Annotated in this window: 22 protein-coding genes, 2 tRNA genes and 3 rRNA genes; 8 read left to right on the forward strand and 19 right to left on the reverse strand. The window is 45.1% G+C overall.

All coding sequences use genetic code 11. The features are described from left to right. Positions 1–21: 21 nt before the first annotated feature. The 6 genes from AC3IT7_RS02630 to AC3IT7_RS02655 all read right to left on the reverse strand — a co-directional run bounded on the left by AC3IT7_RS02630 (position 22) and on the right by AC3IT7_RS02655 (position 4562). Positions 22–414: a DUF4951 domain-containing protein gene (locus AC3IT7_RS02630; RefSeq protein WP_489249297.1), complete on the reverse strand. Its 393-nt coding sequence runs from the start codon at positions 412–414 to the stop codon at positions 22–24. A gap of 179 nt (positions 415–593) precedes the next feature. Next, positions 594–1019: an organic hydroperoxide resistance protein gene (locus tag AC3IT7_RS02635; RefSeq protein ID WP_489249298.1), complete on the reverse strand. Its 426-nt coding sequence runs from the start codon at positions 1017–1019 to the stop codon at positions 594–596. Between the two features lie 102 nt (positions 1020–1121). Further along, the gene (locus tag AC3IT7_RS02640; RefSeq protein WP_489249299.1) at positions 1122–1949 is read right to left on the reverse strand and encodes a carbon-nitrogen hydrolase family protein; all 828 of its coding nucleotides are present in this window, start codon (positions 1947–1949) and stop codon (positions 1122–1124) included. A 20-nt stretch (positions 1950–1969) separates the two neighbouring features. Next, on the reverse strand, positions 1970–2488 hold the full coding sequence (gene gigB / locus AC3IT7_RS02645) for an anti-anti-sigma factor GigB (protein ID WP_475653618.1): 519 nt from the start codon (positions 2486–2488) through the stop codon (positions 1970–1972). Between the two features lie 112 nt (positions 2489–2600). Beyond that, complete coding sequence (gigA, locus tag AC3IT7_RS02650) at positions 2601–3569, reverse strand: RsbU family protein phosphatase GigA (RefSeq protein ID WP_475653619.1); 969 nt, start codon at positions 3567–3569, stop codon at positions 2601–2603. Positions 3570–3671: 102 nt separating this feature from the next. Next, entirely contained in the window at positions 3672–4562 is an 891-nt protein-coding gene (locus tag AC3IT7_RS02655) for an MlaA family lipoprotein (protein WP_489249300.1), read from the reverse strand. Positions 4563–5103: 541 nt separating this feature from the next. On the opposite strand from AC3IT7_RS02655, the gene AC3IT7_RS02660 reads away from it, so the two are divergent. From AC3IT7_RS02660 to rrf, 5 genes are all read left to right on the forward strand, one after another. Beyond that, positions 5104–6641, forward strand: a 16S ribosomal RNA gene (locus AC3IT7_RS02660). Positions 6642–6701: 60 nt separating this feature from the next. Beyond that, a tRNA-Ile gene (locus tag AC3IT7_RS02665) sits at positions 6702–6778 on the forward strand. 46 nt (positions 6779–6824) lie between these two features. Then, positions 6825–6900 (forward strand) — tRNA-Ala (locus AC3IT7_RS02670). Between the two features lie 346 nt (positions 6901–7246). Further along, positions 7247–10143 (forward strand): 23S ribosomal RNA (locus tag AC3IT7_RS02675). Positions 10144–10333: 190 nt separating this feature from the next. After that, positions 10334–10448: ribosomal RNA gene (gene rrf / locus AC3IT7_RS02680) — 5S ribosomal RNA — on the forward strand. The 16S, 23S and 5S rRNA genes sit together here with 2 tRNA genes alongside, the layout of an rRNA operon. Before the next feature lie 362 nt (positions 10449–10810). Here rrf and AC3IT7_RS02685 read toward each other — a convergent pair. The 5 genes from AC3IT7_RS02685 to rplM form a co-directional block, all read right to left on the reverse strand. Next, entirely contained in the window at positions 10811–11458 is a 648-nt protein-coding gene (locus AC3IT7_RS02685; RefSeq protein ID WP_475654099.1) for a hypothetical protein, read from the reverse strand. A gap of 18 nt (positions 11459–11476) precedes the next feature. Then, entirely contained in the window at positions 11477–11905 is a 429-nt protein-coding gene (locus AC3IT7_RS02690) for a ClpXP protease specificity-enhancing factor (protein ID WP_489249301.1), read from the reverse strand. A 9-nt stretch (positions 11906–11914) separates the two neighbouring features. Further along, positions 11915–12568: a glutathione S-transferase N-terminal domain-containing protein gene (locus tag AC3IT7_RS02695; RefSeq protein WP_489249302.1), complete on the reverse strand. Its 654-nt coding sequence runs from the start codon at positions 12566–12568 to the stop codon at positions 11915–11917. Positions 12569–12904: 336 nt separating this feature from the next. After that, positions 12905–13291 (reverse strand): 30S ribosomal protein S9, encoded by a 387-nt coding sequence (gene rpsI, locus AC3IT7_RS02700; RefSeq protein ID WP_005007735.1) that lies wholly within the window; start codon positions 13289–13291, stop codon positions 12905–12907. A gap of 13 nt (positions 13292–13304) precedes the next feature. Beyond that, positions 13305–13733 (reverse strand): 50S ribosomal protein L13, encoded by a 429-nt coding sequence (rplM, locus tag AC3IT7_RS02705; RefSeq protein ID WP_004281682.1) that lies wholly within the window; start codon positions 13731–13733, stop codon positions 13305–13307. Positions 13734–14038: 305 nt separating this feature from the next. Here rplM and pdxA point away from each other — a divergent pair, with 305 nt between their 5' ends. Genes pdxA through AC3IT7_RS02720 form a run of 3 tightly spaced genes read left to right on the forward strand, consistent with a single transcriptional unit; the run spans position 14039 to position 16705 of the window. Beyond that, positions 14039–15007, forward strand: a complete 969-nt coding sequence (pdxA, locus tag AC3IT7_RS02710; RefSeq protein ID WP_489249303.1) for a 4-hydroxythreonine-4-phosphate dehydrogenase PdxA — start codon at positions 14039–14041, stop codon at positions 15005–15007. Between the two features lie 33 nt (positions 15008–15040). After that, positions 15041–15853, forward strand: a complete 813-nt coding sequence (rsmA, locus tag AC3IT7_RS02715; RefSeq protein WP_475654102.1) for a 16S rRNA (adenine(1518)-N(6)/adenine(1519)-N(6))-dimethyltransferase RsmA — start codon at positions 15041–15043, stop codon at positions 15851–15853. A 6-nt stretch (positions 15854–15859) separates the two neighbouring features. Beyond that, positions 15860–16705, forward strand: a complete 846-nt coding sequence (locus tag AC3IT7_RS02720) for a symmetrical bis(5'-nucleosyl)-tetraphosphatase (protein ID WP_489249304.1) — start codon at positions 15860–15862, stop codon at positions 16703–16705. A 57-nt stretch (positions 16706–16762) separates the two neighbouring features. Here AC3IT7_RS02720 and AC3IT7_RS02725 read toward each other — a convergent pair whose 3' ends face one another. The 8 genes from AC3IT7_RS02725 to AC3IT7_RS02760 form a co-directional block, all read right to left on the reverse strand. Then, on the reverse strand, positions 16763–17209 hold the full coding sequence (locus tag AC3IT7_RS02725; protein WP_475655392.1) for a DUF2147 domain-containing protein: 447 nt from the start codon (positions 17207–17209) through the stop codon (positions 16763–16765). Positions 17210–17357: 148 nt separating this feature from the next. Next, complete coding sequence (locus AC3IT7_RS02730; RefSeq protein ID WP_489249305.1) at positions 17358–17807, reverse strand: DUF2147 domain-containing protein; 450 nt, start codon at positions 17805–17807, stop codon at positions 17358–17360. A gap of 59 nt (positions 17808–17866) precedes the next feature. After that, positions 17867–18316: a DUF2147 domain-containing protein gene (locus tag AC3IT7_RS02735; protein WP_475655394.1), complete on the reverse strand. Its 450-nt coding sequence runs from the start codon at positions 18314–18316 to the stop codon at positions 17867–17869. Between the two features lie 198 nt (positions 18317–18514). Beyond that, complete coding sequence (locus tag AC3IT7_RS02740; protein WP_489249306.1) at positions 18515–18961, reverse strand: DUF2147 domain-containing protein; 447 nt, start codon at positions 18959–18961, stop codon at positions 18515–18517. An 86-nt stretch (positions 18962–19047) separates the two neighbouring features. Then, a complete protein-coding gene (locus tag AC3IT7_RS02745; RefSeq protein WP_475655396.1) occupies positions 19048–19722 on the reverse strand; it encodes an LrgB family protein in 675 nt (224 codons plus the stop codon). 8 nt (positions 19723–19730) lie between these two features. Then, positions 19731–20102 (reverse strand): hypothetical protein, encoded by a 372-nt coding sequence (locus AC3IT7_RS02750; protein ID WP_074383504.1) that lies wholly within the window; start codon positions 20100–20102, stop codon positions 19731–19733. 35 nt (positions 20103–20137) lie between these two features. Beyond that, positions 20138–21478 carry a ribosome rescue GTPase HflX gene (gene hflX, locus AC3IT7_RS02755; RefSeq protein ID WP_489249307.1) on the reverse strand — a complete coding sequence of 447 codons (1341 nt, stop codon included), beginning with the start codon at positions 21476–21478 and terminating at the stop codon, positions 20138–20140. 77 nt (positions 21479–21555) lie between these two features. Then, positions 21556–21687 (reverse strand): hypothetical protein, encoded by a 132-nt coding sequence (locus AC3IT7_RS02760; protein ID WP_282549712.1) that lies wholly within the window; start codon positions 21685–21687, stop codon positions 21556–21558. Between the last annotated feature and the right edge of the window lie 36 nt (positions 21688–21723).

Raw genomic sequence — 21723 nt, forward strand, 5'->3', positions numbered from 1 at the left:
ATCGTCAGGATTTGTGGATATTTACCAGAGGCTGACGATTTTTTTCATCAGTTGTGCCCGAAAAGCTGCAGTTGGATTGCCCGGATTACGCTGAGTTTCATTTTCATAGAAGGTCTGCCAGGCCTGCGCCATGTCTAAAGTCACCCTATCCTGTTTCATTTTTTCGACATCGACTTTGTTGACACTTTGCAAACGCGCTTCAGCATCTTTGGGGCCAGCTCCCCAGCCAATAATTCCTTTGCCAAATTCTGGCAGAATCATATTGTCAGGTGTTGCAGGAATGGGGAGGCGTTCAATCCCGGCATTAATTACAGATTTTAGCTGCGGACGAATTTCTTCTGAAATTTGCAGTTCTGCAAAAGCGGCAGTGCTAATGCTGAGCAGCAAAGAACTAAAAATAAAGGATTTGAACATAAGACGCTTTAAGGTAAATTATTGCAAATAAGAATCATTATATATAAGTATTTGTTGTTTTACTTTTGTTTTGAAAATAGAACTGGCTTTTCAGGAAAAAGGAGGCGAGTCAAATTTGAAATTGATCATAAGAGTCCAGCTATCCTGAAACATATTCCAGAATAGCTGTCGAGGCAAAATTAAGTAATCACGTTTAAGTTCACATCAATATTATTGCGGGTCGCATTTGAATATGGACAAACAATATGTGCCGCATCAACCAGTTTTTGCGCCTCTGCCTGCTCCATGCCTTCCAGGTGGATATTTAAAGTCACTTCGATCCCAAACCCGGTTGGAATTGGACCGATTCCGACATCACCTTCAATATAGGCATCTTTACTGATATTCAGCTTGTCACGATTGGCGACAAACTTCATTGCACCCAAGAAACAGGCCGAATAACCTGCGGCAAAGAGCTGTTCAGGATTGGTTCCACCGCCAGGTCCTCCCATTTCTTTGGGTACGGCCAATTGTACATCTAAAATCTGGTCGTCAGAGGTGGCGCGGCCATCACGACCCCCTGTAGCTTTGGCATGTGCGGTATAGACGGCTTTTTCTAATGACATGAGCTTTATCCCTATTTATTTTTCATGAAGCTTCTATGCTCGGCGATTTTGCCTGAAGAATAAGCAGGGGTTTTGTTATTTTATGCAAGTAAATGACACGATTCAGGAAAGTTGCAAAAGTCTGCGGTGTTGCATTAAAGGCATGGACTCACGGATTTTTTCCTGCTCGGCTAAATCAAAGTCCACCGTAATCAGATGGGCACCTTCGGCATGGATCATATTGAGAAGCTGGCCACGACTGTTCGTTGCAGCTGCATGCCCCCAAGTCTGGCGTTTTGAACCATGCCAGCCTTGTTGAGCTGCGCCAAGTACGGAACACTGGCTATCCATGGCGCGGCTTTGCAGTAATAACTGCCAGTGCATTTCACCGGTGGTATAGGTAAAGGCAGAAGGCGCAGTAAGCAGGTTCGCACCTTTGGCACGCAAGCTTAAAGCTAGCTCTGGAAAACGCAGGTCATAACAGACCATCAGGCCGATATTGCCAAAAGGAGTCTTGGCTACGACCACATCTGTGCCGGGCTCAAAGAACTTGGATTCCTGATAACCACCGACCTCATCGCCAACTTGGACATCAAACAGGTGAATTTTGTCATAACGCGCTTCAGTTCGTTCCGGACTGATACACAGACTGACAGTACGTACCCGGCCATCTGTAATGATCGAACCATCCGGACGATAAGGGCAGGGTAATGTGCCAGCGACAATCCAGGTTTCATATTGATGGGCAAGCTGTTCGAGACGTTGCTGAATGGCTTCAAACTGCGCAGCAGTTTCGCGCTGTTTGCCTGCTGCGAAACAGACAAAATTTTCCGGAAAAACAATCAGCTCAGCACCATTGGCTTTACTTTGTTGGATTAAAGACTCAATCTCCACGAAATTGGCATCAATTTCATTTTGAGAATTCATTTGTACAACAGAAAGTAAAGTCATGTGGTCCTCTTATAAACGGGTTATACCTTTTGTTCGGAAATTTTATCTAAATTGTCTTGCTCTTTCTGTAGTTGTTTGACTAAAGGTTCAAACATGTTCTGATTGCTTTGATTCAGCTTCATCAGGGTTTTGTGTGCATCCAGAACAGTGTTGAGCATATTTTGATGAGTCACATGTTCTTCCATCAGCGCACGGGTACAGACATGGGGGTCGCCACAATAGTTCAGGATTACAAATACCTGACTCAGCCCCATGCTGTTGGCCAAAGTGGTGATGTCAGAATTGGTAGAAAGCATGACAGCCTGAATATTATGTACTTGCTTGAGTTTCAGTCCTAGTTTCGCTAAAACACCCAGTACGGTACTGTCAATAAAGCTGGTTTCGGTTAAGTCAACGATTGCGCCAACCACATTGTCTTGCTGTTCAATTCGGTTCAGTAATTTGTCTAGACTAATACAAGACTGGGCACGCACTTCGCCGATAAGCTTAAAAATATGCGTTCCATTCAGACTTGCATATTCAACATGACCTGTTGACATATAAATGCCATTTGCAGAGAAGGATATTAAATTATCCCATAGGGTCTAGGGATACTCAAGTGGCTGAAAGTGGTAATCAAATTAAGTGCTTATAAAGTCTGTAAATATACTGTTAATTCACTCTTATAAAACTTAAAAAGGCAATATCGTCGGCCACATGTTCCGGAGCCTGAAAAGACTGATTCTGCAAGTGGTGTAATAATTGCGAGAATTGTTCATTTAAGCCACCATCAAAGGGTTCCAGGGCACCATCTGAGCAGATAATAAAACGGGCATTGCGGCTTAGTACCCATTCATGTTCTTCAACCTGAATTTCTTCAGTCAGGCCTAAAGGAAAGCTACTGGTCGAAAAAATCTTGGGTTCCTGATTCGGTTCAAATATGATCGGCGGAGGATAATGTCCGGCACTGGACCATTTTAATACATGAGTTTCCAGGTTAAGAACCCCAGCAATCATGGTGATGTGCTTTTCAATATTTTCCTGCATCAGCATGCCGTTGAGCTTCTTGATCAGCTCACGCGGGGTTTTGGAACGACCATGAAAAGCCGCCATCCAGGAAGTCAATAAACTGCTGGTCACACCATGCCCAGAAACATCGGCCAAATAGAAAATGACCTCTTTATCGCTAATTTTCCAGTAATCATACCAATCTCCTGACAGATAGGCGGAAGGCTGAAAATAGGTTTCGACCTCATAATTGGTCAGTTCAATCGGGTTGGGTAACAGTCTTTTTTGTAATTCGGCTGCAGAAGGAAGGTCGCGACTATCCTGATTACGCTTATATTGCGCATCAATTTTTTGTAGCGCCAGATCTGGATTCTCAGGCAGCTGGTTCCAGATCCAGCCGGCCAGCGCCCCTTGTTCCCAAGCCTGAGCCAAAGCACTGCCTTCATTTTCTAGAGCCAGTACAATCGTGGGTAGATTCCACTTGAAAGTCAGATAGTCATGTACATCTGCAATCGCAATAATCGTAGAATCATACAGTTCATGATCATCCAGATAGATCATCTGAACATGCGGAAGCGCATCAAGTACCTGATCTAAATAAGGAATATCACGAGTCGGTTGAATGAAATACATAAAAAAGTGATTCGATCCCAGGATGGACTATAAGATGTACTATAACAAGTAAAGCATTGCTAGCGAACAGATTTCACTAGCAATGATACATGAAGTATGAACTTAAAGAGCTTTATCTGAAGATTCAATATCGTTTTCATTCAAAGGAACATCATCAGAAATATCGTCTTCGAAGTCATCTTCCAGGAAAAGGGTGTCTTGCTCTGTACCTTTCTTTTCAGCAATGGCGTAGTTGGTGCGTTGCAGATAAATATCGCGAATCTGGGCATAACGGTCACCGGTTAGTACCCCTTCAACATCGAGTATTTCAGAGCGGTTATCAATCGCACGCCAGAACTGATCGGTCCAGTAAAGCCCATCTTCATCTTCCAGAATATATTTTTGTGGACGTGTCTGGCTATCTACTGCGGTCCCAATCACACCACGTACCGAACTTGGGCCTAAAAATGGCAACATGATATAAGGACCAGAAGGCACGCCATAATAGCCTAAAGTGGTTGCAAATTTTTCATTTTCATAGTCTAAACCAAGACGACGTGCCGGATCGGCCAGACCTAAGGTGGTCAAGGTATTAATGGTAAAACGGCCCAGAGATTTTGCTGCACGGGCTGGACGGCCTTGAATCAGCTGATTGACCACATTCCAGGGTTCACCCAGATTACTACGAAAATTGGTATAACTGCCGCGGACGTCCTGCGGAACTTTTTCAACATACTGAACGGCTATAGGGCGCACCACAGTACGGTCAATTGCATCATTAAACTGATAAATCTTTCTATTTAAAGGTTGGAACGGATCTTTAACCTCTTCAGCCTGGGCCGCACTGGCATCAACGTTCAGTTGGGTCTGTAATTGCTGTGCTTTGGCCGATATCTTGGCTCTGAGAGGAGTTTTTGCAGATTCGTTTTCCGCCTCCGTGTTTATCTCTGCCAAGGCGGGTACGCTTGAGGCTAAAGAAAATAAGCATATAGATAAGTAAATAGAACGATGCATAAGGGAACCTGAGGCCTTTTCTGAGTAAGGAGCACTACTTATTAGTATAAAAATAATAAACGTTATATTCACGAATAAACATCATTTAAGCAAATTTGTATAAAAAATGAATGAAAATACACAAAAAGATTAAAAATTGTACATGCGAAATAATTTTATTGAAAAAGGTATTGCAACGCATCTGAAATGCTGTAGAATGCACATCCAACGGCGGTGATGTTGATTAAAACTTGTTGAGAAACAAGGATTTAGCTCAAAGGGTTTAAATCTGGAAGTCTTGAAGAAGTTTAAAAATAATCGACTGAACCTGTTGACTCTTTCGAAATAAAGAGTAATATAGCCGACCTAGCTTGCTGCTGACGAAGTAGCAAGAAGATCATTAAGAGATTATGAAGAACAACTTGTGTGGATTTTTACTGGTTGATCGATCGAAATTATTTTCATTGATTGATGGTAGAAATTACTCGAAGTTTATTTGAGAAATATTTGTCAGAAAATTGATGAGCCAAGATTGGTGCCCTTTAAAGGTACTACTGATTTTAAACTGAAGAGTTTGATCATGGCTCAGATTGAACGCTGGCGGCAGGCTTAACACATGCAAGTCGAGCGGATGAAAGTAGCTTGCTACTGGATTTAGCGGCGGACGGGTGAGTAATGCTTAGGAATCTGCCTATTAGTGGGGGACAACATCTCGAAAGGGATGCTAATACCGCATACGTCCTACGGGAGAAAGCAGGGGATCTTCGGACCTTGCGCTAATAGATGAGCCTAAGTCGGATTAGCTAGTTGGTGGGGTAAAGGCCTACCAAGGCGACGATCTGTAGCGGGTCTGAGAGGATGATCCGCCACACTGGGACTGAGACACGGCCCAGACTCCTACGGGAGGCAGCAGTGGGGAATATTGGACAATGGGGGGAACCCTGATCCAGCCATGCCGCGTGTGTGAAGAAGGCCTTTTGGTTGTAAAGCACTTTAAGCGAGGAGGAGGAGCTCTTGGTTAATACCCAAGATGCTTGGACGTTACTCGCAGAATAAGCACCGGCTAACTCTGTGCCAGCAGCCGCGGTAATACAGAGGGTGCAAGCGTTAATCGGATTTACTGGGCGTAAAGCGCGCGTAGGTGGCCAATTAAGTCAAATGTGAAATCCCCGAGCTTAACTTGGGAATTGCATTCGATACTGGTTGGCTAGAGTATGGGAGAGGATGGTAGAATTCCAGGTGTAGCGGTGAAATGCGTAGAGATCTGGAGGAATACCGATGGCGAAGGCAGCCATCTGGCCTAATACTGACACTGAGGTGCGAAAGCATGGGGAGCAAACAGGATTAGATACCCTGGTAGTCCATGCCGTAAACGATGTCTACTAGCCGTTGGGGCCTTTGAGGCTTTAGTGGCGCAGCTAACGCGATAAGTAGACCGCCTGGGGAGTACGGTCGCAAGACTAAAACTCAAATGAATTGACGGGGGCCCGCACAAGCGGTGGAGCATGTGGTTTAATTCGATGCAACGCGAAGAACCTTACCTGGTCTTGACATAGTAAGAACTTTCCAGAGATGGATTGGTGCCTTCGGGAACTTACATACAGGTGCTGCATGGCTGTCGTCAGCTCGTGTCGTGAGATGTTGGGTTAAGTCCCGCAACGAGCGCAACCCTTTTCCTTATTTGCCAGCGGGTTAAGCCGGGAACTTTAAGGATACTGCCAGTGACAAACTGGAGGAAGGCGGGGACGACGTCAAGTCATCATGGCCCTTACGACCAGGGCTACACACGTGCTACAATGGTCGGTACAAAGGGTTGCTACCTAGCGATAGGATGCTAATCTCAAAAAGCCGATCGTAGTCCGGATTGGAGTCTGCAACTCGACTCCATGAAGTCGGAATCGCTAGTAATCGCGGATCAGAATGCCGCGGTGAATACGTTCCCGGGCCTTGTACACACCGCCCGTCACACCATGGGAGTTTGTTGCACCAGAAGTAGGTAGTCTAACCGCAAGGAGGACGCTTACCACGGTGTGGCAGATGACTGGGGTGAAGTCGTAACAAGGTAGCCGTAGGGGAACCTGCGGCTGGATCACCTCCTTAACGAAAGATTGACGATTGGTAAGAATCCACAACAAGTTGTTCTTCATACGATGTATCTGAGGGTCTGTAGCTCAGTTGGTTAGAGCACACGCTTGATAAGCGTGGGGTCACAAGTTCAAGTCTTGTCAGACCCACCACTCTGCAAACTTACAGAAATCAGAAACATTGACTTATTGATAAGCTGGGGACTTAGCTTAGTTGGTAGAGCGCCTGCTTTGCACGCAGGAGGTCAGGAGTTCGACTCTCCTAGTCTCCACCATCATTTAAGACTAAGTTGCTAGATTATAGAATTTAGTAAGTTTAAGCTTATTAACTTCTGTGATTTATCACAGCGTCTAGACCTGACGAAGGCTAGATCAATCATTAACAGAATATATTTGAGTTGAAATAAATTGTTTAAGGCTCAGAACTAAATTGATATTTAAGTATGACACGCAAGTGACATAGTTGAATGGAGATGAAGAACTGAGAAACTAGCGATTAACTGAATCAAGCGTTTTGGTATATGAATCTAATTGAAGCTGTACAGTGATTAAGTTCACGAGACACTAAACTGAATGTTGGTTGATCTACTTGTAGGATCAAGCGACTGTTTGGGGTTGTATAGTCAAGTAATTAAGTGCATGTGGTGGATGCCTTGGCAGTCAGAGGCGATGAAAGACGTGATAGCCTGCGAAAAGCTCCGGGGAGGCGGCAAATATCCTGTGATCCGGAGATGTCTGAATGGGGAAACCCACTTACCATAAGGTAGGTATTGCAACATGAATACATAGTGTTGCAAGGCGAACGAGGGGAAGTGAAACATCTCAGTACCCTTAGGAAAAGAAATCAATTGAGATTCCCTCAGTAGCGGCGAGCGAAAGGGGAAGAGCCCATTAAGTCATATAAGTTCTAGTGGAACGCTCTGGGAAGTGCGACCGTAGACGGTGATAGTCCTGTACACGAAAGGGCTTATATGATGATGTCGAGTAGGGCGAGGCACGTGAAACCTTGTCTGAATATGGGGGGACCATCCTCCAAGGCTAAATACTCCTGACTGACCGATAGTGAACCAGTACCGTGAGGGAAAGGCGAAAAGAACCCCTGTGAGGGGAGTGAAATAGATCCTGAAACCGCATGCATACAAGCAGTGGGAGCCGGCATTGTGTCCGGTGACTGCGTACCTTTTGTATAATGGGTCAGCGACTTATATTCAGTAGCGAGGTTAACCGAATAGGGGAGCCGTAGGGAAACCGAGTCTTAATAGGGCGTTTAGTTGCTGGGTATAGACCCGAAACCAGGTGATCTATCCATGAGCAGGTTGAAGGTTGGGTAACACTAACTGGAGGACCGAACCCACTGTCGTTGAAAAGCCAGGGGATGACTTGTGGATAGGGGTGAAAGGCTAATCAAACTTGGTGATAGCTGGTTCTCCCCGAAAGCTATTTAGGTAGCGCCTCGGACGAATACCATTGGGGGTAGAGCACTGTTTCGGCTAGGGGGTCATCCCGACTTACCAAACCGATGCAAACTCCGAATACCAATGAGTACTATCCGGGAGACAGACTGCGGGTGCTAACGTCCGTAGTCAAGAGGAAAACAATCCAGACCGCCAGCTAAGGCCCCAAAATTATAGTTAAGTGGGAAACGATGTGGGAAGGCATAGACAGCTAGGAGGTTGGCTTAGAAGCAGCCACCCTTTAAAGAAAGCGTAATAGCTCACTAGTCGAGTCGGCCTGCGCGGAAGATGTAACGGGGCTAAAACTATATGCCGAAGCTGCGGATGCATAATTTATTATGCGTGGTAGGGGAGCGTTCTGTAAGCCGATGAAGGTGGATTGAGAAGTCTGCTGGAGGTATCAGAAGTGCGAATGCTGACGTGAGTAACGACAAAGCGAGTGAAAAACTCGCTCGCTGAAAGACCAAGGGTTCCAGTCCAACGTTAATCGGGGCTGGGTGAGTCGACCCCTAAGGCGAGGCCGAGAGGCGTAGTCGATGGGAAATTGGTTAATATTCCAATACTTCTGTGTAATGCGATGAGAGGACGGAGAAGGTTAAGTCAGCCTGGCGTTGGTTGTCCAGGTGGAAGGTTGTAGGCATGCATCTTAGGCAAATCCGGGGTGCTCTATGCTGAGAACTGATAGCAAGCTGTACTTGTACAGTGAAGTGGCTGATACCATGCTTCCAGGAAAAGTCTCTAAGCTTCAGTTACACAGGAATCGTACCCGAAACCGACACAGGTGGTCAGGTCGAGTAGACCAAAGCGCTTGAGAGAACTCTGCTGAAGGAACTAGGCAAAATGGTACCGTAACTTCGGGAGAAGGTACGCTGCTTTTGGTGATGGAACTTGCTTCCTGAGCTGAGAGCAGCCACAGAAACCAGGCCCCTGCAACTGTTTATTAAAAACATAGCACTCTGCAAACACGAAAGTGGACGTATAGGGTGTGATGCCTGCCCGGTGCTGGAAGGTTAATTGATGGGGTTAGCGTAAGCGAAGCTCTTGATCGAAGCCCCAGTAAACGGCGGCCGTAACTATAACGGTCCTAAGGTAGCGAAATTCCTTGTCGGGTAAGTTCCGACCTGCACGAATGGCATAATGATGGGGGCGCTGTCTCCAGCAGAGACTCAGTGAAATCGAATTCGCCGTGAAGATGCGGTGTACCCGCGGCTAGACGGAAAGACCCCGTGAACCTTTACTGCAGCTTGACATTGAACTTTGATCTTACTTGTGTAGGATAGGTGGGAGGCTTTGAAACCAGGACGCTAGTTCTGGTGGAGCCAATCTTGAAATACCACCCTGGTAATATTGAGGTTCTAACTCTGCTCCATAATCTGGAGCGAGGACCATGTCTGGTGGGTAGTTTGACTGGGGCGGTCTCCTCCTAAAGAGTAACGGAGGAGTACGAAGGTGCGCTCAGCGTGGTCGGAAATCACGCGTAGAGTATAAAGGCAAAAGCGCGCTTAACTGCGAGACCCACAAGTCGAGCAGGTACGAAAGTAGGTCTTAGTGATCCGGTGGTTCTGTATGGAAGGGCCATCGCTCAACGGATAAAAGGTACTCTGGGGATAACAGGCTGATACCGCCCAAGAGTTCATATCGACGGCGGTGTTTGGCACCTCGATGTCGGCTCATCTCATCCTGGGGCTGAAGCAGGTCCCAAGGGTATGGCTGTTCGCCATTTAAAGAGGTACGCGAGCTGGGTTTAGAACGTCGTGAGACAGTTCGGTCCCTATCTACCGTGGGCGTTGGAAATTTGAGAGGATCTGCTCCTAGTACGAGAGGACCAGAGTGGACGAACCTCTGGTGTACCGGTTGTGACGCCAGTCGCATCGCCGGGTAGCTATGTTCGGAAGGGATAACCGCTGAAAGCATCTAAGCGGGAAGCCTACCTCAAGATAAGATTTCCCTAGGACTTTATGTCCTCTAAAGAGCCGTTGAAGACTACGACGTTGATAGGTTGGATGTGGAAGTGCAGTGATGCATGAAGCTGACCAATACTAATTGCTCGTGAGGCTTGACTATACAACACCCAAACAGTTGTTGTATAAAGCATCAATTGATTCGATATTCAGCAAAACGACTTGATTCAGTATCTCGTTAGTAAGACAATGTTCAACTCAGATGTACCTGTTAATAACTCATTTGGAAAAAGCATTGGCATACACTGAAAAGTGACTAGATAAGACCAAAGCAAGTATCCATAAACAGTTGTGCTGGCGACAATAGCAAGAGTGAACCACCTGATCCCTTCCCGAACTCAGAAGTGAAACCTCTTAGCGCTGATGGTAGTGTGGGGTTACCCATGTGAGAGTAAGTCATCGCCAGCTCATTATTCGAAACACCCCCTGCATCAGCAGGGGGTGTTTTTTTATGGGGATAAAATAAGAGGGAAAAAGAAAAAGAGCGGAAATTAAAATTATCCTTTTTTTGATTAGGATAGAATTTTCATAAAACAATAATTGAGATAGCCTTAGATATGACTTTAAGCGATGTGCAATGTCGATCTGTACAGGTCTTTTCCATAGCTCTTGGTACAGCTCTCTTGCGTGTTACTGGCATGATTTAGATCTTAGATAGAGGAGTGAGCGAAGACTTGCTTTGGATCAGAGAAAATAGCCTAAAAATTCAGTTCATAAATCTGTAAAAATAAAAAGACCAGCATAGTGCTGGTCTTTTTATGGCAGATCATTTAAGCAAAAACACGCATGACGGCTGCGATTAATACCCATAGAATCGCAATGGCGACGATTGGTTCAGCAATCTTAGCCCATGTTGGGGTGCTGACAAGAACGACTTCTTCAGCATCGGGATGCTGGTGATTCTGGCTGACCATCTGATTAAACTCCTTCATTGATGCTTCTAATGATAGCTCTTCTTGCAGCATTGGTTTAGAGCCTTTGAGTTCTGTTAGGTTGTTTGTTGTCCAAACCCAATCATCTGCTTGACCGGATAAATGTTCAATCTGGCCGGTAAGCAATTCCTGAATACTGTTGAGATTATGATTGCCGGTATCATGCAGCTGTTTTAATTCTGTGAGCTGTAAATGGAAAATTTCCGAAGTGCTTTGCTCCAGTTGCGTTCGATCCAGAGCTGACTGGTTTTCTGAATGGGTGGCCAGGTGACGCACCACTTCCAGTATATATAACTCGTCAGGGTGGTTAATTTCGTTATAAATTTTTTGTGGGTTATTGCGCCACTCTGTAATCAGTTTGCCTAAGGTTAAGGCATTAATTTCAGATATATATTTTCGTCTTTCTTCTTTCGTATGGTCTTTTAGAAGCTCAGGCTTTTGAGTTTCTATCTGTTCAACAAAATATTGTACTAAATCAAAAGCCATTCACTTGCTCCATTATTTTTAATCTAATAACCTTAAAGTTGGTTTTTTCTTTGGCTGTTCAGGTTTTTCTTCAGTGCTTAATTTTAAAGCATCTGCACCAGTTTGTGTATGCTCATATTCACTTGGATCAAAGAATAAACCTTGACCATTTTCACGTGCGTAAATACCAAGCACGGCTGCCATAGGGACATAGATGTCACGAGAGACTCCGCCAAAGCGGGCAGAGAAGCTAATCGCATCATTGCTCATATGCAGCGCATGTACCGCATGAGGCACAATATTCAGGACAATCTGCCCATCTTTAATAAACTGCTCAGGAACCATGGTATTTGGACGTGTTGCATCGACCAGCAAGTAGGGTGTCATATTGTTATCGCAAACCCACTCATAGATTGCGCGTGCCATATAGGGACGAGTCGGGCTAAGGTTGAATTCTTGTTCGGACATGATGTTTCTCTACGGGTTCTTGATTTGTACTGAATAACGGTTTTTTTCCTGCAATGTCATGGATTTTACAAAGGCAGGACGACTGAAAACTCGCTGGCAATATAAATAAAACGGGCGGCATTGCTGCTTAGGTAATTCTATGCCCATCTGCTTCAGGCGGATAAAGATCGGCGCCAACATACAGTCCAGGATACTGAATTGTTCCGACATAAAATAGGGAAAATGCTGGAATAAGGGCATCAGTGAAATCAGGATATCTTGTAACTGTTTCTGTGCCTGGCTTCTGGCTTTCTTGTCCAGGGTATCTGGGTGGCGTAACATAAGATCGGCCAGTTTGAGCCAGTCATTTTCAAAGCGCCAGATGTATTGACGTTGTTCTGCGCGTGGCATCGGTGCATCGGCATACAGTTTGTTCTGACGATAACGGTCATCTACATATTCAGAAATAATCGAAGTATTAAATAATTTGAGTTCATTTTCGATCAGCATCGGCAGTTGATTATAAGGGTTGAGACTGGCCAGATCCTCATCATCTGCATCTACCAGAATCAGGTTATATTTTATTTGCTTCTCGGCAAGCACATAGCGAATCCAATGGGAACGGAAGTCATCGGCATGACTATATAAGGTAATTCCTTGAAGAGGCGCGCTTTCGACTGACATAAATCCTGATGAAGTTCCAATGAATAGACTAGGATACTAAAATTCAACCTAAAAAGCACGAAGCATAAAGGACGAATCCGGCCAAGCCGCGGTAGATTAGAAGAAAAATAACCGGAGAAAAGAGCATGCTTATTAAACTGCTGATCGTCTTGCTATTTATATTGATTGGTGTGGCAAATTATTATCTGAGCAAGTCGTTCTGGTGTCACGAAGGCGTGTGGGGCAAGGATGTACATGAACAATAACAGTAACAATATCCTTCAATACTGAAAATTAACACTTATAAAAAAAGCCTTGGAATAATCCAAGGCTTTTTTGTCCGGTTCGGTAAACGAATTAACGTTTAGAGAACTGAGGACGTTTACGAGCTTTACGTAAACCAAGTTTCTTACGTTCAACTTCACGAGCATCACGAGTAACGAAACCAGCTTGACGAAGAGCAGGTTTTAAAGTTTCGTCAGAAGCGATCAATGCACGAGTAATACCGTGACGGATTGCGCCTGCTTGACCACCGATACCACCACCAGCAACAGTGATGTAAAGGTCATATTTCTCAGTTGCTTCAAGCAGCTCAAGAGGTTGGTTAACAACCATACGAGCAGTTTCACGACCGAAATACTGTTCAAGAGTACGGTTGTTAATTACGAGTTTACCAGTACCAGCTGATAGGAAAACACGTGCAGTTGCGGTCTTACGGCGACCTGTACCATAATTAGTAGCCATGTGCTGTTATCCCTTAGATGTCCAAAACTTGTGGCTGTTGAGCAGCGTGTGGATGCTCAGTACCTGCATACACTTTCATTTTCTTGATCATTGCATAACCAAGAGGACCTTTAGGTAACATACCTTTAACAGCTTTTTCTAGAACTGCTTCTGGTTTGTGAGCGATTAACTTTTCAAAGTTAGTCTCACGGATACCACCAGGGAAACCAGTGTGGCGATAGTATTTCTTATCTTGTGACTTTTTACCAGTCACAGTGATTTCTTCAGCATTGATTACAACGATGTAGTCGCCAGTGTCAACGTGAGGAGTATAAGAAGTTTTGTGCTTACCGCGTAAACGACGAGCGATTTCAGTCGCAAGGCGACCTAAAGTTTTGCCAGAAGCATCAACAACGTACCAGTCGTGTTGAACCTCAGCTGGCTTAGCGCTGAGAGTTTTCATTAAACCACTACCTATTATAGTTGGTTTGGACTATGGAATCTGTCCAAACTAAAGGAGACGCGATTCTAAACGAATACGTGAAGAATCACAAATGAAAATTAAAATTTCAAGCGCTGTATTTTATCTAAGCTGCTGCAATAAAGAAAGGGACAACCCGCAATCTGATTGAAAAATCCCCATTATATTTGTAACTATAATTGTGGCTGTATCAAAATATTGATTTATAAGGACACTTTGCAATGATCGCTGCAGCGTATAGATGATCGGGTTATAATATTTTTTAGCTTTGCCAAATTGAGAAGATGATGCTGCCTTTATATGTCACCAGTGGGGAACCTGCCGGAATTGGTCCTGATATTTGCCTGAGCCTGGCAGATCGTATTGATGAGCGCCCGATTGTGGTTTTGGCTGATAAGGAGATGCTGCAGCAACGTGCTCAGATACTCAAATTAGCGGTTGAACTGATTGACTATACAGGACAGGATACTTCTTCAGACAAAGGTCAGCTTTTTGTAGAACACGTGCCTTTACAGCAGTCTATTATTTTAGGTCAGCTTAATCCGCAAAATGCAGCCTATGTTTTAGAGCAACTGCGTCGCTCTGCTGATTATGCCATGTCGGGTAAAAGTGTTGGCGTGGCGACTGCACCAGTGCAAAAATCCGTCATTAATGAAGCCGGCATCCATTTTAGTGGTCATACCGAGTACTACCAGGAATTTGCCGGTGTAGCGCGGGTGGTGATGATGCTGGCCACCAGGACTTTACGTGTCGCTTTGGCAACCACGCATCTTCCGTTACGGGCAGTTGCCGATGCGATTACTGCTGAACGTTTACATCAGGTAATTGATATTCTGATTCACGACCTGAAATCCAAATTCAAGATTGTGCATCCTCATATTCTGGTCTGTGGTTTAAATCCGCATGCCGGTGAGGGCGGTTATTTGGGCATGGAAGAGATTGAGGTAATCAATCCGGTACTGGAAAGTTATCGTGCTCAAGGCATCAACATGAGTTTAAGTTTACCTGCCGATACTTTATTTACTCCGGAAAACCTAAAAGATGCCGATGCAGTTTTGGCGATGTATCACGATCAGGGTTTACCTGTGTTAAAATCACAGGGCTTTGGTGAAGCCATCAATATTACTTTGGGCTTACCTTTTATTCGAACTTCTGTTGATCATGGCACAGCACTCTCCCTTGCGGGTACCGGACTTGCGAAAAGTTCCAGCCTGCACGTTGCTGTCGATTTAGCCCTTGATCTGGCGCGCCACTGATTATTGTTCATCACTCACGTTGGAAATGTTTTTATGTATCAAATTAATGCCTTAAACCCAAAAGAAGAAGGGCATCAGGCTCGAAAACGATTTGGTCAAAACTTCTTACATGACCAACGTGTCATTGCCAAAATTGTACGCTCAGTCAACCCGCGTCCAGGCCAGAACATTCTGGAAATTGGCCCGGGTCTGGCTGCATTGACCTCGCCTTTAATCGGTGAATGTGATGCTTTAACCGTGCTGGAACTGGATCGTGACCTGGCAGCAGGCTTACCCGGTCGTGTACCGCATCCTGAACGTTTAACCATTATTGAGGCGGATGCGTTGAGATATGATTATTCTCAATTGTTTCAGGAAGATCGCCCATTACGTGTCGTGGGTAATTTGCCATACAATATTTCGACGCCACTGTTATTTCATCTTTTGGAATTTGGTGACAAAGTGCAGGACATGCACTTCATGTTGCAAAAAGAAGTGGTCGATCGCATTACTGCATCACCAAACACCAAAGAATATGGCCGTTTGTCAGTCATGATCCAGTATTTCTGCAAGCCGACTTTCCTGTTTGAAGTACCGCCCGGTTCTTTCAATCCGCCACCGAAAGTCACTTCAGCCGTCTTTCGTTTAGAGCCTTATGCGACCAAGCCGATTGTAGCCAAAAATGAAAAAGCTCTGGCACGTCTGGTATCGCATGTCTTTACCCAGCGTCGTAAAACCCTGCGTAACAGCTTGAAAGGTATGCTGGTGGAAGATGGTTTTGAAAATGCAGGGGTCGATCCAATGGCGCGTCCTGAAACATTGACACTTGAACAGTTTGTAGCACTTTCAGATCAAATGGTGGCTTAAATAACGATGAACCGCATTGCTCGATATAATTATGTAATTGGTGATGTTCAAGGCTGTTTTGAGGCCTTGAAAGCGTTGCTTAAAGAAATCAAGTTTGATGCAGATCAGGATTTTATCTGGTTCGCTGGAGATTTGGTGGCACGTGGTGAAAACTCGCTTGGTGCACTGCGGTTTATCAAAAAACTGGCCGAACAGGGATCGGCTGCGACTGTACTGGGCAATCATGATTTGACCTTGCTGGCTTATGCCCGCGGCATCAAGACAGTGAAAGAAAAAGACAATGTCCGTGATGTGATTGATGCCATTGACAGTGACGACCTGATTGACTGGTTGCGTAAACAGCCATTATGTTTATTTCCAAATGAACAGACTATTCTGACACATGCAGGGATTCCAAATATCTGGAATGCAGCAAAAACTGCACAACTGGCACAAGAAGTTGAAGCCATAATATCTAACGCGGATTTTGATGTGCTAGATGATTTCCTCAAGGAGATGTTTGGCAAACAACCAGCACTTTGGTCAGATCAGTTACAGGGTCATGAGCGTATGCGCTGCATTGTGAATTATCTGACCCGGATGCGTCTTACTGATGCTGAAGGGCGTCTGGAATACAGCTTTAAAGAGGCACTGGATGATCCGATGCCAGAAGGTTTTAAACCCTGGTTCGAGTTTGAGTCACAAGCCGCACAAACCCATCAGATCCTGTTTGGTCATTGGGCCGCTTTAAATGGCAAAACCATTTCTGACCGAATTCAAAATGTCGATGGTGGCTGTGTCTGGGGCAATCAACTGATGGCATTTCGCCTGGAAGATCAACAGATGTTCGCGGTTGATAATCCGGTGATCTAAGTGTATCCAATAAAAAGCCACGTGATCACGTGGCTTTTTTAATTCTTATATTCTTGATTAGTCTGCACGAATCCAGGTCTGGTTACGGCCCAGAACTGAAACGCCTAAACTTGCGCGCAAAGTTAAACGTTTACCAGTATTGTTCAAACGCACTTTTGCATCATAAATTTTGCCTGCCAGAGGATCAATCACTTTGCCTTTTTCATAGTGGTTACTGCCTTCGACCTGTTTTAAGCCCTTGATAATGGTCATCCCTAAAATAGGCTGGTTGGTATAAGGGGCAGGGCAGTTATTACATTTTTCGCGTGGTGTATAACCTGGACGAGGGGTAATTTTTACAATTTTAGCAGAGTAAGTATTGTTCGGCTCCTGGCTAATCGAGATGATCGCTTTCGCAGCTCCGGTTTTATCATCAATTTGTTGCCAGGTTCCGGTAATATCTTGAGCACAAAGGCTCATCGTAAATCCTGTGGTCAATGCGGCAAGTAATATTTTTCTTAACATAGAGAATCATTCCAGAGAGTGTTTTGTCATCGCGTTCTCATGTTAGGAATTATGATTAAATAGTCAATAAATATCTGAATACTATAGAGTTAATGCACTAAAAAAAGCTGCCGGGTTGGCAGCTTTTCTAAATATTGAGAATTGGGTACTAGTCCTGACGGATCCAGGTCTGGCTGCGGCCTAAAGCAGATACACCGACATAACCACGCAAGGTTAAACGTTTACCATTGGCATTCAGACGCACCCGGGCATCGTAGATTTTACCTGCTAGCGGATCTATGACGCGGCCTTTTTCATAGTTATTGGTGCCTTCTACATGTTGTAAACCTGTCAATACATCCATGCCCAGAATAGGCTGGTTGGTATAAGGAGCAGGACATTTATTACAGGTCTTTTGCGGGGTATAGCCTGGACGCGGAGTGACTTTGATAATTTTTCCTGCAAAAGTCCCATTATCATTTTGGCGAATTTCAATAATTGCTTTTGGTGAGCCAGTTTTGTCATCAATTTGCTGCCAGATCCCGGTTAAATCTTGTGCATAGGCAGTGCCTGCCATCATGGCCGCGATGAACATGAATCCCAGTTTAGAGTGTTTCATTATATTTATCCTATTTTATAGATGAAATAAAATATCCCCAACACAAAAGTGCCGCTTTATTAATCCTGGCGAATCCAGGTTTGTGTACGACCGATGGCAGATATCCCGACATATCCACGTAAAGTCAGTCGTTTCCCATTGGCAGAAATCCGCCCTTTCAAGTCATAAATTTTGCCGGTTAACGGATCAAGCACCCGGCCATGCGCATAGTTATTATTGTTGATAAATTTCAGACCTTTAATAACCTCTAAGCCCAAAATCGGTTTGTCTGTATAAGGGGGTGGACATTTGATGCATTTTTCCCGTGGCGTATAGCCGGGACGCGGTGTGACTTTGCTAATGATGCCGGTATAGGAGCCGTCTGCCTGAGTTTTCATTTCAATCAAGGCTTTCGGTGAGCCGGTTTTGTCATCGATCTGTTGCCATAAACCAGATAGATCCTGGGCAAATGTCATGCAGCAAGTGAATAAAGACGCTGTGAATACACCTAGAATTGCTATTTTTTGCATAATATATCCTTATTTTTTTATAAACGTTCACTTGATTCCATCTGGTGCACGCCGATGCAAACTATATTAATACACTTTTACAACTGATATTACATGAAAAGAGCATATGTTTAATATTCATACAACTTAATGTATAAAAATGCAAGCTTCTATCCACCAAAGCATAAGCCAGTCACATTCTTTTAAATAAAGCAGGCATTAATCTTGCTTAATCCAGGTCTGGCTGCGGCCCAGTGCTGAAACGCCTACATAGCCACGCAGGGTCAGACGTTTACCATTACTGCTTAATTTTGCCTTGGTGTTATAAATATTGCCCGATAATGGATCCAGCAGCTTGCCTTGGGCAAAACTGTTGTTGCCGACATGCTTCAAACCGGTCAGGACATCCAGGCCAAGAATCGGTTTATTGGTATAAGGTGTAGGACAGGACACACAATTTTCTTTCGGGGTATAACCCGGGCGCGGCGTGATTTTAGTAATTTTAGCTGCATAGGTGTCTGTTGCTGTCTCGCGAATTTCCAGGAATGCTTTAGGCGAACCGGTTTTGTCGTCGATATTTCTCCAGGTTCCCGAAAGGTCCGAAGCCAAGGCCAGATGGCTGAAAGAGGTTAAAAGTAAAACCGAAAATAAGTGAACCTTTTTCATGGATCTGTTCCTTGAATGAAATTGTTTTCTAGCTGTATATTAAGAACGATTACATCACAAAACAAATGATTAAAATGATTCACTAGTCACATTTTTTGCAAATAAAGTATGAACGTCGGCAACCAGATGGCAGTGAACACCGCATTGACAGCCATGCCGAAAGCAGCATAACGTCCTGCAACGCTCCCTCTTTGCCAGGCCTGGGCGGTACCAATGGCATGTGCTGCCAGTCCCAAGGCCAGTCCGGAAGCGCGTTCATCATTAATATGTCGCAGGATAAATGGCGAAAAGGCTGCGCCAATCACTCCGGAAAGAATCACAATCAGAATCACCATACTGATCGGAGCATCCAGCAAGGTGGCTATATTAATTGCAATAGGTGTGGTAACTGCCCGAGTGGCGAAAGCCATAATATCTGCGGAAGACATATGCAGCAGATAAGCCAGTCCCATCGGCAGGGCGACGGCACTGATGCTGGCAAAGACCAAAATCCCGATAATGGCTTTCAGTGGCAAATCGTCATAGCGCATCGCCGCCAGCGGAATGGCCAGTGCCACGGTCACATAGCCGAGTAAATGGTTGAAGAGCGGATTAACCTGCGCCATGTAATTTTCATAGGGAATGCCGAGCACAAATAAAATCACCAGCACCAAGAACATGCTAAATACGATGACAGGGATTTGCGGGATGATCCGGTTACAGGGTTTGGCAATCAGATAGGCCAGCAGCGTGACCGCAAAGCCATATAAAATGGATAACATGGGGTCTCCTATAACCAGCGCTTGGCCATTTTGGCATAAACCCATAAAGGGATCAGGGTGCTGAAAAACATGATGAATAAAAAGGCGGGGATTTTCTGGCCCATATGCACCAGCATCATCAAGGCACCGGCACTGACAGGCAGGAACGCAAAGGCACTTTCCTTCATGAGCTTGTTATTGGTATCGACCAGGCGAGCAGGAAGCTTGCCAAAATAGCGCCAGGTAAAAAGGGCAATCAACAAGCTGAGCAATCCCACCAGATTGCCCAGCTCAGGATGATCCAGCTGGGTCATGAGCCAAACGGAGGCTTCCCGAAATACAATGATGAGTAACAGGGTGCCGATCCATGCTGGCCAGTCTATTCGTTTTATCCAGTTCATTCGTATGATCAATTAATAAGTTTACTTATCAAGTTTTACTCGATCTTTGTCCGGATTTCAAACGCTTCCAGTGGACGCTGAAATTGCTGTGCCTGTTTTCCCAGGATTTCATCTAAGGGTAAATGCGCCTGTTTAATTAACTGTTCCAGTTTTTGTGGTGCAATCCGTATATGCAAATGCAGCTGACCTTCATCATCATAATGTTCTGACTGGATCACATTCAAACTATAAAGCTGGTTGCGCAGCTTGCCATAGGCCGGTTTTAGCGTCAGTTCAAAGGATTGCAGTTGTCCCATCAGGGCTTCATGTACTGCTTTACGCAGCAGGTCGATCCCTTCGCCACTATGTGCTGAAACATAGACACGTTCTGGCTCACCCGGACGTCGATAAATAATTTTGGCCTCGTCACCGCTACAGTCAATTTTATTGTAAACCTGCAGGATCGGAACATCGGCACCAATTTCTTTCAGGACTTTTTCAACCGCTTCAATTTGTTCCAGCATTTCTGGACTACTTGAATCGATGACATGCAGCAACAAGGTCGCTTCTACAGTTTCTTCCAGGGTCGCCTTAAAGGATTCGACCAGAGAGTGGGAAAGATTACGGACAAAACCCACCGTATCTGCCAGTACCAGATTGCCGATGCCATCCCATTCCAGACGTCGTAATGTGGGGTCTAGGGTGGCAAACAGCTGATCGGCTGCATAGACATCGCTATTGGCCAGTAAATTAAACAGGGTTGACTTGCCGGCATTGGTATAACCGACCAAGGACACCGTCGGGACAGCCGCTTTTTGCCGGGCCACACGTCCTTGCATCCGGGTCTGACGGACTTTATCAATACGTGCCTTGAGTTGTCCCATGCGGATACGCAGCAAGCGGCGATCTGTTTCCAGCAGGGTTTCACCCGGGCCACGCAAGCCGATGCCGCCTTTTTGGCTGTCGAGATTGCCACGACTACGAATCAAGCGCGAGGATAAATGTTGCAGCTGGGCCAGTTCGACCTGCAGCTTGCCTTCATAGGTACGGGCGCGCTGGGCAAAAATATCTAAAATCAGTTCGGTACGATCGACCACACGGCATTTGATGACCTGTTCCAGATTACGGGCCTGGGCCGGTGTCAGGGCATGATCAACAATGACCAGATTGGCATCTAGTTCTTCGACCCGCTCGGCAATTTCTTCTGCCTTACCTGAACCGATAAAAAATTTGGCATCCGGTTTGACGCGTTGAGCATGAATATGTTCCAGAATTTCGGCATCTGCAGATTGGGCCAGCAGATTAAACTCTTCAGCATCAAGGTCATCCAACATTTGTACGCTGACACTCACCAGAATGACGCGTTCTTTCCCTCGATGTTGTTCTAAATATTCCACTCAGGCCAATCTCCACTTGAAAACTTTAGTGTAGTTGAAAAAAGGCCAGGCAGATACTGAATTAGCGCGGCTTTGGTTTAAAGTGCAATGACAAACAGTTGTGCAAGTGTTACCAGTACTACGGCATAGATCAAGGTACCCCCTAAAATATATCTGAGGGCTTGTAAAGGCTGAAGCGTTTCATTCGCAGGCTGGGTTTGATCTGGCATGACAGCGATCCTTATTAATCTAACATTCCGATGTTT

It is taken from the genome of Acinetobacter sp. KH_038 (assembly GCF_057839405.1).